Consider the following 13,677-nt stretch of genomic DNA (forward strand, 5'->3'; position numbering starts at 1 on the left):
CTCACAGTTCAGTATATTCCAGTTTTGTCCTAGCATCGTTTTCCGGGGAGACGTCATAGCCCGAGAGGGAGGTAAATCGGACTCGCCTCCCTCTCTAGCTTTCATCTCCAGTAACCTGCCTCTGCTATCGTTGCGTTGTGTTAATTGAACCCGCAGTAGGCCAAGAGCGTCCAGCGAAGACATGGGGTCGCTACGTTCCCAGCGGTATTTATTGTGGGGCGAATGCCGCGAATACTTCATTGATTGAAAGTAAAGTCAGGCCTCGCTTCTAAAAACGTTCTGAATTCGGCCGTGCACTCACCCCATACCTTCTCCGCGTAAGTTGATGAGCAAAGGTCTGGTCTCCCACTAAAGCCGAGATAGAACAGGAAGAGTCTAAACGGACCGTGAGTCTCAGTTGACTCAGGAACAGAGGACTGCCTCGGACACCTACTTGATATACACCACTCCCGGCAAATCCTTCAGATCTGCGTCACCCGTGACTAGTTCGGCCCCCTGGTCTTGGGCTGTCGCGTACACGATCGCATCGGCCATGGCCAAGCCGTGCAACAAGCTCACATCCGCGGCTAGCAGGGCGATCGATTCTGTTAGTTGAACGACCTGGGTTGCGCTGAGCCGTCCTGCGAACAATATCGCCGTTTCCTCCCCTCGCTCCCGTTTGATCTTCTTGTAGACCTCATACAACACGATGGCCGGCGTGATGAGCTGATACCGAGAAGTGAGATAGGGCGCATACTGCTCGGCGAGTGGTCCGCCCGTGAAAAAATCGATCCAGCCGCTAGAATCCAGCAAGACCTTCACAATCGGTCCTTCTTCTCCCGAAGATCCGTCTTAGACATGCCCTTGAGCGCACCCTTCAACGATTTCAGAGGGACTTCTGGCACCAGGGTGATGACTCCGCCCTTCTCTACAATCTGCAAACGCTGGCTTGGAGCTAGATGGAGTTTTTCCCGCACTTCCTTGGGGATCACGATTTGGAACTTTGGTGAAATCGTCGTCACAGCCATAATGCACCTCCCTACCAATTCATGATCGATCATAATATCATCATACGATTCGAGTCAAGACAACCTTGCATCGTAGCGACCTCATGAAACGCCCGCGCCGCGCCTGCTATCGAACCTGACCAGGAATCAAATCCTTCTGTTGGCTGGTCGATCCGCTGCTCCTGCATGCTCAACGAATCCCGTGCGAGCTTTTGGCCATCTTGTTCATTTTTGACGAATGGGCAGGAAAAGCAGGGAAGGGCTTCGACTAACTCCTTAATAACATAGGGCGGCTCAAACCACGCGTGAAAGCTCTGGTGGCACTAGGATTGCATTTCTATGCCTGGTTCACCCCTCGAAGATCATGAAAAATCACAGGGATGTGAAGTTTGGTGAAAAGTGGCGAGGAGAGCCATCTGACGGCCTATAGTGGTCTGCTAAGGTTGTATTGTGCAGATAGACAAAAAAGCCTCTCAACAAGCTGACAAAAAGACTCCTTCACGGGTGGTGAAAGGGGATTGTGTCGGCTATGGTGCGAAAAGCGCGTTGCTTGAGGATGCCATCGCTCAGATGAACGCCGGCAAGTATGGCAAGGCGGTTGTTGCGGTGAAGGAGCTGCTCGCGCTCGATTCGCACAACACGGAAGCCCGCCGGCTCTTTGCCACGCTGCATCTACGACTTGGCAGTCTGGTTACGGCGCGGCAAGCCTTCGAGTCTCTCGCCACTGAAGCGATCGGACGGCAAGATTTCTGGCTGGCTGAATCGCTGTTGCGCGAATATTTGGCCGCCGGGCCTCGCTGCGTTCCCTTCCTTGAGCTTTTAGCCCATGTGTATGAGGGAAAGGGCGATACCATGGGGGCGGTGGCAGAGTTGGGCAAGGCGATCGGTATTCTCATTGAGGATCCGATTCCTGAGAATCCTCAGAAGCCAGCGGAGCTCTATGCCAAGGTTCGCGCGTTGGAGTCGGCCAGTCCTGTGGCCCTTCAGTTCGCTTCTCTGTTCGACATCCAAACAGGCGAGTTGCTTGCGCCTCATCCGATTGCGCCTTCTTCCGCATCGTCTGTAGAAGGCACGATGCTGCCGCCTCCTGGCGAAACACTCGCGATCACCGAGACAGACATTGCTGATGCAGGGATCGCCATCCCATCTGCCGCTGAATCGCTTGAAGCGCCTGCTTCCCTGCTGCAGGAACCGACAGAGGATTTCGCTATCAGGGTTGACGCAGCAGCCTCTCCAGCGCCGCTTGTGTCGGAGCCGGTTGAGCTGGCCGGTGAAGTGGAATCAGTTTCTCCTCCCTCCTTTGCGATGCAGCAGCCGGAGGAAATAAGTTCGGCCACCACCGCAGCGGAGCGTCCCATTTTCGCGATTGCGCCGGAAGCGCCATCCGAGCCTGAACCGGTTTGCACAGAGCAATTCGACAGTTCCTCCTTTTCTCTCCAGCCCGCGCCCGACGCGCCCTCGCAGTGGAGCACCGGCGAAGTTGCGGTGCAGACACACCGTCCCTCTATCAAGAAGCAGAACTGGGATAAGGAAAAGGGAGAGGGGGCAGTCATTCCGCCGACCCCGTTGCCGCTGGTGGAAGAATCTTCTGAATCGGTCACCGAGCGGTCTCGTAGCGGCGGATGGGAATCGGCCCCTTCAGAGACGGTCGCTCCCGTCGCTGAGGTGGTGGCCCCCGTCGTAGAAGAGGTTGTGCCTTTGGTCGATCCGAGGCCTGAGTGGGCTCAGGCGAGTGACTCGATCACGTTTGCAACGGTGAGCCAGCCGTCCCAGGTGGCGGAGCCAGTTTCCGTGATCAAATCGTTCCACACGAATCCGGAGCCGGCCTCCTTGACCGCAGCACCGGCGGTGGAGGCTCTCGTCGATTCAACGGCAGCAAACAGCCAGGTTCGCGCGCAGGATTTAATGGTCCAGCCAAGCCTGCTCCCTCTGGTTGTGACGCGCCATATCGGTCTCCCGTCGCTTCTCGGCCATTGCGCCTCAAGGACGCAAGCCATGGCCCTGTTGTGCGCAGGGTTCGTAGTTTCCTGCGCCGCACTGGTGGCGATCGGTATCGGACTGGTGGGGTTAGTCTGGCTGGTTATGGAAGAACCGCCGACGCAGGGCTATCAAAGTCTGATGGCGAGCGCGCCTCAGGTCCATATAGATCCAGCGAGGAACGGATATTTTTTATTGTTGGGGTTCGAAGCTTCCCCGGAACGGGATCCCATGCAAGTCGGGCAGGAACGTAAGATGGAAGAGCCTGATCGTCAGGCGGCGCAGTCCTGCATGGCCGGCGATGAGAGACTCAGGGGCACGGCGGTCGGGGCTTCCGCCACTGTGGTCCGGGGCTGGTTCGTCGTCGCCGATCCTGTGGCGCAATTGAAGGGGAAGGCCGAAACGGTACGATCATGGGCGACCCAAGAATCGCTGGCCCTTAAACGCTATCAACGATGGCTCTCGATGCCGTTCGAGGATGGGGGATACGGGCAACTTGCGAGTCCGAACTGTGGGCATATTCTCTTAGTCCATCGGTTATATCTGGCCGAAGGGTTCACGCAGGATCTGAGCGTCGGGCTCGACCGCCTGGAGACAGACATGGGGGCCTGGCGCATGGCGTTGGGACAGTCGAAGACTTTGATGGTGAAGATGTTGGCTGCCACGGCGATACAGGAGGACGTGGCGGTTGCGTCCGGCCTCTTGCTCCGGCAGGACCTCGACTGGACCTCCATCGGTCGGCTCGGCAAGATCGTGCGTCCTCTCGATCAGGCCGAACTGTCTATCCGATGGCCGATGCAGAGCCATTTCCTCTGGGCGACGACGGACGCGACGAGCAGTCTGAAGCACGACAAGACGAACGAGCGTCCTCTGTATGTGTCCCTGGCTGCAACGATGCCTCTTCCTGTGCAGAGGCGATCCAATGCCTATGCGGACTATTACGAGACGGCGGGCAAGGCCGTCGCGGAACATCGTTATACCAATCTGCCGAAATTATCCGGCTTCGTCAGGACTCCTGCTGCCGGGATGTTGGACTACCTAGCGAATCCGGTCGAGCATCTCATCGGCATCGAGCCGCTTCCCTCATGGGATCCCTATGTCGGTCGTATGGTCGAGACCGATGTGAGGCTTCGCTTGGCCAGCTTGCAAGCCTGGATCAGACGGGGCACGCAAGAGGGCAACGTGCTCACGCGGCTTGCCCAAGCAGGGCAGGACTATTACGATCCCTTTACCGGTCTTCCCATGTTGGTGAATCAGCAGAGGGGCGTGCTGTATAGCGTCGGGCCAGACGGCCAAGATCAAGACGGCGATTCCAAGCGCGATATCGTGGCGACGATTCCTGGCAGTCAGTCCTCCATGTCCGAAAGCCCCCGCGCCCTGTTCCCCTAACCGGCCTTGTCGTTTTATTGCTTGTTGAGTCTTGGGTTCCCCGGCCGGAATGATCCTGTCCCCTAGGCGTGATGAAATCGTTTTGCTATAGTGCGCCCTGGTTGCGCAGGGTCCTCAGGGGCAGGGAGGTCGCATGTACCACGCCACGGTGAACGACTTGCATAGTCGCTCACCTGAATCCGCAAGAAGACGCCTCAAGCAGGTTACAATTCCGTTGTCCGGTACCTTTTCAGGTTGTGGTTTCTCGCTAGCCGCACCGTGCTTCCCTTATCGTCACATTATTATTCATATATGCAGGTGCATGCTGGTGCACATTTCCTGTCCTGTTAGCTCGTGGTGCAGGACGACTGTGGGATTCCCATTTGTTTCCTCACGCCCTGCAGGGAGAGATATGAGCTTCTTGGAATTGGAGCGGGCCCTGTGCAGGCCTAAGGTGTTGATCTGACGTAACTCTCGCACGGACAATGCGCATGGAACGACGCTTGCTTAGGTTATCAGGCAACGAAGGCCGACTCTGGTGGCCGTCAGACGAACATGAGTAGATATTCCTAGTTTCATAGCGATTCTTACACCAAGGAGGAACCTAGATGAAAAGACAATCACCCTATCGAGTTCTCGGCTTGCTGCTTACGACCCTGAGTTTGTTAGTTGCAGGCTGTGCCGATCAAAAGCCGATGGGCCAGGAGGCCAACGGGATGGCCAGGACCGATACGCCGATTCAGGACGTGAAGAATCTGCCGAAGTGGGTCACGCAACGAGGCGCGGCCTTCAGTGGCGAGAAGCGCGTGTTCTACGGTGTCGGCAACGCGGCAGGACTGCAAAATCCAAGTCTGCGGCGGCGGGCGGCGGAAGGGCAGGCGCGGCGCGATATTGCCCAGACCATGCAGACCTATGTGGCGGCGTTACAGAAACAGTTCCTGGCGGAGACGACGGCAGGCGACATGAGCAAGCAGAGCGTCGAGCAGCATATCACCGACACCATGAAGCAGGTGACGGAAGCCACGCTTGTAGGGTCGCAGATCGTGGAGTATTGGGAGCATCCGTTGCGCAACGAAGCCTATGCCTTGGCGCGGCTGGATCTGGAGCAGTTTTTGGATGTGATGAAGAGTTATCAATCCGCCGTGGGCAATGCCAAAGAGTTGGATGCCAAGGTGCGCGAGTATGTTCGGAAGAACGCGGAAAAGGCCTATGATGAGCTGAATCAGGAGTTGGTTAAGAAGGGCCAGGGGAGTGGGTTGACGCAACCTTCCATGCAGCAATCAGCCAGCCAGAAGCCACGCGGGCGGGCCTATTTGCAGGCGGGGGAGTTGATGCCCATCGCCAATGGAGAAATTCAGGCTAGTAGCGTAGTCGAGGCAGGAGCGCTCGAAGCTGGGGCCCTGGTGGAGATTGCCTATGAGGATCTGGTGGCGATCGCGGGCGGGCAGGATCTGGCCCAACTGGCCGGCGAATCGGTAGAGATTGGCGCTCGGGACCTGGTGGAGATCGCCTATGAGGACTTAGTGGGGTTAGCCAACGCGGAGACCTTACAGGCTGGCAGTGTGGTCATAGATGTCGCGAAGGGTTCTTCGCTGAAGAGCGGAGGGGCCTCGGCATCGGCTAAGAGTGGGGGAGCCTCCAGTTACGTATGGGTGGATAAAGCGAAAAAGAGCGTGGGCGAGTATCTGAAAAACTTAAAAGAGGACTTAGGTCGCGGGGGGCCGAGGCGGCTCCACCGGTGCAGCGGATGTGGTGCTGGTGCTGTGAGGGGATAATCTGACAGCCTGTGATCGATGACGAAAGAGCAGGACCACTGTCATGCGCAGCAGTCAGCAGCGTTCAGCGGGATGATGGATGGAGCAGGTTCATGGTCTTCAAGGGTATGGAAGGTATAGCTCTGATCGGATTGTTCGGGGGCATATTTGTTCTTGGCTGTGCGAGCGGAGCGGGACCAGGCGAGGGCGCTGTGAATCCTCCGGAATGGGTTCATCGGATGCCTGGCACGAAGGATGAGCTCTGTGCCGTGGGAGTCAGCGGACCGACGTATTACAACGAGGACGCTAGGGCCAACAGTAAAACCTTGGCTATGACGGAGCTGGCTCGCACGCTCGAAGTGAAAGTGACCGCGGACATGACGATGCGATCCCAGGGCGACAGTCGAGGGTCCGAGACGGTCATGCAGGAGGTTGCCGGGTTTGCGAGCGAGGTGGTGCTCAAGCAGGCCCAGATTCGAGAGCAATGGGTCCATTCTGGGGGCGATCCCCGGTATGGGTCTCGAGGGACGATCTATACCCTGGTCTGCATGCCGCTGGTGCGATAAGTCAGGGCAGGATGGTCACGGGCGCACGAAAGGAGATCGGTCGATGTCTGTCTCCAAGTGGCACAAAAATCTGTGGTGTGCGTGGATGTTGGCGCTGAGCGTGCCTCTGTGCCCGCTCGCAGGGAGCGCCAAGTCGTCAGAGACCTGGCTCATTACGCCGGAAGAAGCGGCGATGGCGCCGGCTGTTGACGCCAATGGAATCTCAGGGGGCGGTCTTACTGATATCGGGCGTGAGGACATCAACGCTGGCCCGGAGATCGAGATCCTCAAGCCGGCCGATGGAGGGCGCGTGCCGAGTCCGGTGGAAGTCGCTGTTCGATTCATCCCCCGATTAGGTGCGGTGGATCTAGCCAGTTTGAAGGTCAGTATTGTGAAGTTTATTACGATCGATATCACGGATCGGATCAGGCCCTATGCGACGGCCGAGGGCATTCAGCTCAAAGAGGCCAACATTCCCTCCGGCAAACACCGGGTGCGGATTACCGTCTCGGATAAGGCGGGGGGAGTTAGCATTAAAGAATTATGGCTGGAAGTGTTATGAGCGGGGCATCAACGGAGCCGCGGGATTTGAGACCTAAGACAGGAGGGGAGAGATACATGACAACGACACGACGGACCCGATGGTTGAGCGTGACCCTCTTGTTGTTCGGCCTGTTGGTCGGACGCGAATGGGGCAGCGCGGCGCAGGAGAGTGGGGCGACCGAGTTCGACCCGCAAGTTATTTACGCCAATTCGTCCCAATCGGTGGTGCTTGTGATGGGGGCCTCGGGCGAGATGGCTATGTCCGGAACGGGTTCTATCATTCATCGTGATGGGCTCGTGCTGACTAATGCCCATGTGGTGATCAACAAAGAAACCGGTGAGCCGTACGAGCGGCTCTGGGTGTTTCTCAAGCCGGAGCGCCTGACCGGTAATAATCAGAAAGATCTGACACGTCGCGTGAAGGCGCAGCTCGTGGCCGCCGACCGGGAGCTGGATCTGGCGGTTTTGAAATTAGAGCAACTTCCCCAGCCGATGTCGGTCATGCCGTTTGGCGATTCCGACCGCGTGCAAATCGGCGATCGTGTGGCGGCGATCGGGCATCCGGAACAGGGTGGACTGTGGAGTCTCACCACCGGCGTGATCAGCGCGTCCTTCGACGATTACAATAATGTCGCCGGCAAGCACATGTTTCAGACTGAGGCGAGTCTCAATCGCGGCAATTCCGGCGGGCCTCTGGTGAACGCTGATGGGCAGCAAGTGGGCATCAACACGGCCATCGCGCGCAAGGCCAAAGACGGGCTGGCGATCACCAGCGTAAATTTTTCCGTGAAATCTGGCGTCGCGCGAGCATGGCTGGCGCAGCAGGGCGTGCAGGTGGCCGTCGCGGCACCGATGGCGCGACCAGCGCCGTCCGTGGCTAAGCAGGCGGAAACAGTCGTAGCTCCGGCGGCGCCTCCGGCGGTTCCGACGCCGAAGGCAAAAGTGGAGTCCCTGCCGCCCCCTCGTCCCTTCAATATGGATCAGCTAGTGAAGGGGCTGGCGCACGTCGAACAAGATTTAGAGCAGCAAATGGAACAAATGGAAGCAGAAATTAAGAAACGGCGATAGGAGAAAACCATGTCTACCAGCAAGTCACCAGGAAGAACGAGATCGAGGCGACACACTATAAACCGAATGCTCATAGCATTTTTGGCGGTGAGCCTGTGCGTCGGTCTCCTTCCGGCCTGGGCGAGCGCCGGTGACGCGCCAGCCGAGAAACTCGACTGCCGCGTCTACGACAAGAAAATCAGCAAGGTTGGGCTGGGCTTCATGGTTGGCGGATTTTTATTTAAAGCCGGCCCGGAGGTCAGCTATAGCGCCCAGCAAGGTGTGGCCTGGGACCGCACCGTGCAATCGTTCATCGTGCGCTACGTCGAACTGTGCGAACGGTATAACGCCGGACTCGTTACCAAAAGCGAGTATGGGCAGCGCCTAACCCAGATGGAGGGGATTTATAAAGAGGCGCAAGAAGTCGAGAGTAAGCTCTATGAGGCCACGCGCAATCGCGCCAAGGAGTCTTCCAGTGAATTGGACGAGTTGGTGGGACGCAAGAAGCCGTCCGCGTCGGATAGCGCCACGCAGGCGAGTGTCCTCGACGAATCCATCAATAGACTAGCTGGGCGCATTGGGCAGCTTGAACCGATCAACATACGCTGAAGCCAGCCAGGTCTGTTCCTCGGTGGACATGTTGGTGCGCCAGGGGCGCAGGCTCTCCTCCTCATGCGTAGAGGCGTTTCTCGGATGTCGGAAACGGGTTGAGAATAATGGGTTGCAGAAAAAATGAGCAACAGGAAAACGAGTGGTTCACTTACCCAAGGAGGTCTTTATGCGAAAGCAACGACAGGTCATTATCCTTAGCGTGCTGGTCTTGCTGGCCGTTAGTGCTGGCTGTACCGAACAAAAGCCAATGGGGCAAGAGGCCGGCGGGCTGGCCCGGACTGACACGCCGATTCAGGATGTGAAGACCTTGCCTAAATGGGTTGCCCAAAGGGGCGCGGCCTTCAGCGGCGAAAAGCGCGTGTTCTACGGCGCTGGCAACGCGTCAGGCCTACAGAATCCGAGCTTGCGGCGCAAGTCGGCGGAAGGGCAAGCGCGGCGTGACATCGCGCAGACCATGCAAACATATGTGGCAGCGTTACAGAAACAGTACTTGGCTGAAACTACCGCAGGCGACATGAGCAAGCAGAGCGTCGAACAGCATATCACCGACACCATGAAGCAGGTGACGGAAGCCACGCTCGTGGGGTCGCAGATCGTCGAGTACTGGGAGAATCCGCTACGCAACGAATCCTATGCCCTGGCGCGGCTGGATTTGGAGCAGTTTCTTGATGTGATGAAGAGCTATCAATCCGCGGTGGGCAATGGCAAAGAGTTGGATGCTAAGGTGCGTGAGTACGTTCGGAAGAACGCGGAGAAGGCGCATGACGAACTGAACGCGGAACTCGGCAAGAAGGGCCAGTCGTCGGCCCAGTAAGAGAGCCCTGTCTCCACGCGGCGCACGAAGGCAGGCATTCGGTCATTGAAGATCGTGCTGTCGTCATAATTTGTTCTCGAAGAAGGTGGTGAAGGTATGCGGGCGTGGAGACGAAACGGAGGTAGTCGGGGTGGGTTGTCGTCCCTCTTATGGGCGTGTCTCCTCATCGTAAGCGCCTGCCAGGCAGTGCCTGGGCCTCAGGCGAAGAACGATGAGCCCAGTTCCTCGCCAAAAGAGGGGATGGCTGTGGCGCAGCGTGAGCTGAACGCTGAGTTGCGCGGGACGACAGGGACCGCATCGCTTGAGGGGCCGCCGCCAAGCCCGGGGCCTGTGGCTCCACTGCTGCAACCGCCAATGTCTTGGCAGAAAGCTCCAGAGCGTTCACCGCAACGTGCGGCCTCCGCCGGATCAATCGGAAGCTCATCCAGCCAGGAGGGCATCAAGGTGCTCCAGCGTGATCCCGCCGGCTGTACCTGGGTCGAAGCGGTCGGGACCGCATCTTTCGGACAGAACGATACTAGGCATCAGGCCAAGGCCCAAGCCGTTTCGGATGCCAGGGCTAAAGCGATCGAGGGGTTTCTTGGCGTCAAGGTGCAGGATCGTTTTATGAATTTCCAGCAGGAAAGCTCCCTCAAGGGACAAGTTCAGCTGACGGAGAGCCTGCTCCGCGTAACCCAACTGGGACGGATCCTCAAGGAGAAAGTATTGCGGTCCGGCCCTCAGGACGTGGGGGACTGTGCCGGTTGTCAGTTCACCGCCCACATTCAGACCTGTATCGTGCCTCTGTCGGATACCGGCGATAAAAACTTTCAGACCAATCTGACCCTCAATCGTGCGACTTTTGTGGACGGGGACGAAGGTGTAATGCAGGTGACCGTCACCAAAGACGCGTATGTTTATATCTACAGCGTGGAGCTGGATTGGAACGCCGGCTTGCTGTTCCCTAACGACTATGCGGGCGATAACCACCTCAAGGCCGGTGAGACCTTGACCTTTCCCTCGGAAGAACTCAGGAGGAAGGGGCAAAAGGTCTTGGCCCGCCTGCCGTCCGGCGCCAAGGTCTCAGCCGAAATGATACGGGTTATTGTTTCCAAGGTTCCGCTTCCTCGCGATCTCTACGATCCGCAGATGCAGCAGCGCGAGCGAGCTACGGACCGTGCTGTGACGGAAATAGAAGGCACCGGCTCGTTTCTGAATCTGTTGCACAAGTTGCACCGCAGCGACATCGAATGGATCGAGGATGCACAGGCCTTTACGATACATCAGCGCTAAACTCGGGCTATGAGCCTGATGCGGACTTTTCTGTTTTTGACATGTCTGCAGCATAGAGAGTTAGCGTACGGATATTTCAGGTGCGACGCGCGTCATCATAATGAGCGATAAGGAGGGTGGGTGGGCTGCTGCCGGTTTCAACGGCACCGAGTTAAGTGAGATCGAACGTGCAGAGGACTGCAAGCAATGCAACAACGAGCAGCCGCCACAGTTGATGGGCAGTCCCGTGATGCTCGAAAATGGTGGCGGTCGGTTGATGGAGCTGCGATGAATCGCTTTTCTTTTTTTCCGGTGGTCATGGTGTTACTGCTGCTGTCAGGGTGTATGACGCCTCCTGAACGAGTCGACCCTTTTGCAGATTTAACCTCAGCGACGTCACCCTATAAAGATTTAACGTTAGGCCTGGTCTTGTCACAGAACACGAAAAGCGCCTCTCGATATGCACAGCAGCTTGATCGCATGAGAAGTACTTTGAATCCTGGATTTGGCGAAGGATCTGCGGGCCAGAAAGTATTTGAGAATATTGCCGCGCTGTTCAGGAGGAACTTTAAGACCTTTATCAAGATTGAAACGGCGGCGGATGCCCAAAGAATCAACGCCGATGTGGTAGCAATTTTGGATGTGTACACGCAGCTTCCCAATTCCAACTTCGAAGATGCCAAAATTGATGTCAGCGTGCTTTTCCTGACGACAGATAACAAGCAAATTGACATGATCCGCGCTGAGGGCAGTGCCGCCGGTGTTGTTTCTCCATTCTCTACTCCAGCGATCACGGTCGAGAAAGCATCCCGTGACGTTATCAGGAAGCTAGAGTCGGCGATCAACGGTTCGGCGAAATTAGTTGAGTTCAGTAAACAGAGTCATGATTCAGGCACGGCTGTCGCCGTTAAACCGCAAACACTGCCGACTGGCATTGCGCCGACCGCGCGGGTGATTCCTTCCGACATTGATGCTCCATTCTTTGAGGCGACGACAAAGCTTATGGGCGAGAATGATGTTGCGGTGGTGATTGGTGTCGAGAAATATCAGGATCTGCCAGCATCGGATTTCTCTTCTCTCGATGCTAAGCTGGTCAAAGAGTATCTGGTGTCGCTGGGCATTCGAGAGCGGAATATCGAGCTGTTGCTGAACGAGCGGGCGACGCAGTCAAGTATCAGGAAATCGCTCGAATCGTGGCTCCCCAATCGAGTGAAGAAGGACAGTAAGGTATTCGTCTATTATTCCGGTCATGGCGCGCCCGATCCCGGCAGCGGCGAGGCGTATCTCGTGCCGTATGACGGCGATGCGAATTATCTGCCGACCACAGGCTATCCGCTCAAGGGCATGTACGAGAAGCTGGGTACGTTGCAGGCAGCAGAAGTCGTGGTGGTGTTGGATTCCTGCTTTTCCGGCGCGGGCGGGCGGAGCGTGCTGGCCAAGGGTGCAAGACCTTTGGTCTTTATGAAAGAAGGCCCAGCTCTTGCGCCCAACATGGCAGTGTTGGCCGCTACGCAGGGAGCGCAGATCAGCACGTCGTCCTCAGAGAAGAGGCATGGCGTGCTGACCTACTATTTTTTGAAGGCTATCAAGGACGGGAAGAAAGATCTTTCTGAAATTTATAGCGTAATTAAGCCGCTGGTCGAGGACGAAGCCAAGCTTCTGAATGTGGCGCAGACCCCCAGCTTGACTCCCGATTCTGAGAAGTTGCAAGGCAAGTTTCGTCTGCGGAAGTGACATCATTTCGGAGGCTCGCGGGTGCTGGAGACCTCATGCCCATAATGTGTTGTTGTGAGGGCGCGGCTGTCAGGACTTGATTGTTTCTATCCGGGTGCCGAGCGCAACGCCACTGTTCTGCCAAGTCCGCTCTGGCGGCTGCTTGACAGGGCCGGTACTATTCCACAGAATCCTCTGCGCCGTGAACGGACACCAATCCAAAGACTTTACAAGTTAGGGAGAGCTGAAAAGATGAAAAGCGAGATTTTATATCCAGGGGCCTTTCCGATGGTGCGAGTGGAATTGACGGCGGGCGAGCATATCAAGGCCGAGTCCGGCGCGATGGTGGCCTGTTCCCCGACCATCGACATCGAGAGCAAGATGGAAGGCGGCTTTCTCGGAGCCCTGTCGCGAAAGTTCCTGACGGGCGAGAAATTTTTCTTTCAGACCCTGCGCGCCAGCCGGGGACCTGGCGAAGCGTTACTGGCCCCGACGGTGCCGGGCGAAATCGTCATCCTGGAACTCGATGGGGTGAACGAGTACATGGTTCAAAAAGATGGTTTCCTCGCTGGTGCTGACGGGATCGTCATCGAAAGCAAAATGCAGAGCCTGAGCCGTGGATTACTGGGTGGCGAGGGGTTCTTCATCCTGAAGATCAGCGGCAAGGGGACGCTCGTCCTGAACAGCTTCGGGGCCATTCATAAAATCGAGTTGAAGCCGGATCAGGAATACATCGTGGACAATAGCCACCTGGTGGCCTGGTCCTCCACGACTTCGTACAACATCGAAAAGGCCACCTCCGGCTGGATTGCCAGCGTGACTTCTGGCGAAGGATTTGTCTGCCGGTTCCGCGGGCCTGGTCTCGTGTACATCCAAAGCAGAAACCCGGGAAGTTTTGGGGCGTGGATCAGGCAATTCATCCCCGTCAGCGAGTAACGGCTGCTGAAAATGGCCGCCAACTTCGTTCTCATCTCGCAGGAAATCCTCAACGTACCGCAAGGGTGCGCCTCCGGTTTCTGCTCGTCTGCGGCCTCGTTCGCGGCCATTTTGAGCAGCCGTAATTTGGA

12 protein-coding genes are annotated in these 13,677 nt (G+C 57.0%); 10 read left to right on the top strand and 2 right to left on the bottom strand.

Annotated features, from left to right (window positions below):
* Positions 1–429: 429 nt before the first annotated feature.
* Complete coding sequence (locus NT179_12180) at positions 430–801, bottom strand: type II toxin-antitoxin system VapC family toxin (protein MCX5722766.1); 372 nt, start codon at positions 799–801, stop codon at positions 430–432.
* A complete protein-coding gene (locus NT179_12185; GenBank protein MCX5722767.1) occupies positions 798–1,007 on the bottom strand; it encodes an AbrB/MazE/SpoVT family DNA-binding domain-containing protein in 210 nt (69 codons plus the stop codon). The genes NT179_12180 and NT179_12185 overlap by 4 nt, the downstream gene beginning before the upstream one ends.
* A gap of 429 nt (positions 1,008–1,436) precedes the next feature.
* Between NT179_12185 and NT179_12190 the strand changes: the two genes are divergently transcribed.
* The 10 genes from NT179_12190 to NT179_12235 all read left to right on the top strand — a co-directional run bounded on the left by NT179_12190 (position 1,437) and on the right by NT179_12235 (position 13,546).
* Positions 1,437–4,352, top strand: a complete 2,916-nt coding sequence (locus NT179_12190; GenBank protein MCX5722768.1) for a hypothetical protein — start codon at positions 1,437–1,439, stop codon at positions 4,350–4,352.
* Positions 4,353–4,939: 587 nt separating this feature from the next.
* A complete protein-coding gene (locus tag NT179_12195) occupies positions 4,940–6,106 on the top strand; it encodes an LPP20 family lipoprotein (GenBank protein ID MCX5722769.1) in 1,167 nt (388 codons plus the stop codon).
* 92 nt (positions 6,107–6,198) lie between these two features.
* On the top strand, positions 6,199–6,651 hold the full coding sequence (locus NT179_12200) for a hypothetical protein (protein MCX5722770.1): 453 nt from the start codon (positions 6,199–6,201) through the stop codon (positions 6,649–6,651).
* Positions 6,652–6,694: 43 nt separating this feature from the next.
* The gene (locus NT179_12205; GenBank protein ID MCX5722771.1) at positions 6,695–7,192 is read left to right on the top strand and encodes a hypothetical protein; all 498 of its coding nucleotides are present in this window, start codon (positions 6,695–6,697) and stop codon (positions 7,190–7,192) included.
* A 56-nt stretch (positions 7,193–7,248) separates the two neighbouring features.
* Positions 7,249–8,241, top strand: coding sequence for a serine protease (locus tag NT179_12210; protein ID MCX5722772.1), 993 nt, complete (start codon positions 7,249–7,251; stop codon positions 8,239–8,241).
* A 66-nt stretch (positions 8,242–8,307) separates the two neighbouring features.
* Positions 8,308–8,829, top strand: a complete 522-nt coding sequence (locus tag NT179_12215) for a hypothetical protein (GenBank protein MCX5722773.1) — start codon at positions 8,308–8,310, stop codon at positions 8,827–8,829.
* A gap of 169 nt (positions 8,830–8,998) precedes the next feature.
* Positions 8,999–9,646, top strand: coding sequence for an LPP20 family lipoprotein (locus NT179_12220; protein MCX5722774.1), 648 nt, complete (start codon positions 8,999–9,001; stop codon positions 9,644–9,646).
* Positions 9,647–10,000: 354 nt separating this feature from the next.
* A complete protein-coding gene (locus tag NT179_12225) occupies positions 10,001–10,918 on the top strand; it encodes a DUF4384 domain-containing protein (protein ID MCX5722775.1) in 918 nt (305 codons plus the stop codon).
* Between the two features lie 186 nt (positions 10,919–11,104).
* Positions 11,105–12,631: a caspase family protein gene (locus tag NT179_12230; GenBank protein ID MCX5722776.1), complete on the top strand. Its 1,527-nt coding sequence runs from the start codon at positions 11,105–11,107 to the stop codon at positions 12,629–12,631.
* 231 nt (positions 12,632–12,862) lie between these two features.
* Complete coding sequence (locus tag NT179_12235) at positions 12,863–13,546, top strand: TIGR00266 family protein (GenBank protein ID MCX5722777.1); 684 nt, start codon at positions 12,863–12,865, stop codon at positions 13,544–13,546.
* The last annotated feature ends 131 nt before the right edge of the window (positions 13,547–13,677 follow it).

Source organism: Nitrospirota bacterium (assembly GCA_026387665.1).
In the GTDB taxonomy this organism is placed as follows: Bacteria; Nitrospirota; Nitrospiria; order Nitrospirales; family Nitrospiraceae; genus Palsa-1315.

Coding starts and splice junctions, on each gene's coding strand:
- NT179_12225 (MCX5722775.1), top strand. CDS start 10,001: ATGTCTTGGCAGAAAGCTCCAGAGCGTTCACCGCAACGTGCGGCCTCC.
- NT179_12220 (MCX5722774.1), top strand. CDS start 8,999: ATGCGAAAGCAACGACAGGTCATTATCCTTAGCGTGCTGGTCTTGCTG.
- NT179_12195 (MCX5722769.1), top strand. CDS start 4,940: ATGAAAAGACAATCACCCTATCGAGTTCTCGGCTTGCTGCTTACGACC.
- NT179_12185 (MCX5722767.1), bottom strand. CDS start 1,007: ATGGCTGTGACGACGATTTCACCAAAGTTCCAAATCGTGATCCCCAAG.
- NT179_12235 (MCX5722777.1), top strand. CDS start 12,863: ATGAAAAGCGAGATTTTATATCCAGGGGCCTTTCCGATGGTGCGAGTG.
- NT179_12215 (MCX5722773.1), top strand. CDS start 8,308: ATGCTCATAGCATTTTTGGCGGTGAGCCTGTGCGTCGGTCTCCTTCCG.
- NT179_12205 (MCX5722771.1), top strand. CDS start 6,695: ATGTCTGTCTCCAAGTGGCACAAAAATCTGTGGTGTGCGTGGATGTTG.
- NT179_12210 (MCX5722772.1), top strand. CDS start 7,249: ATGACAACGACACGACGGACCCGATGGTTGAGCGTGACCCTCTTGTTG.
- NT179_12230 (MCX5722776.1), top strand. CDS start 11,105: ATGCAACAACGAGCAGCCGCCACAGTTGATGGGCAGTCCCGTGATGCT.
- NT179_12200 (MCX5722770.1), top strand. CDS start 6,199: ATGGTCTTCAAGGGTATGGAAGGTATAGCTCTGATCGGATTGTTCGGG.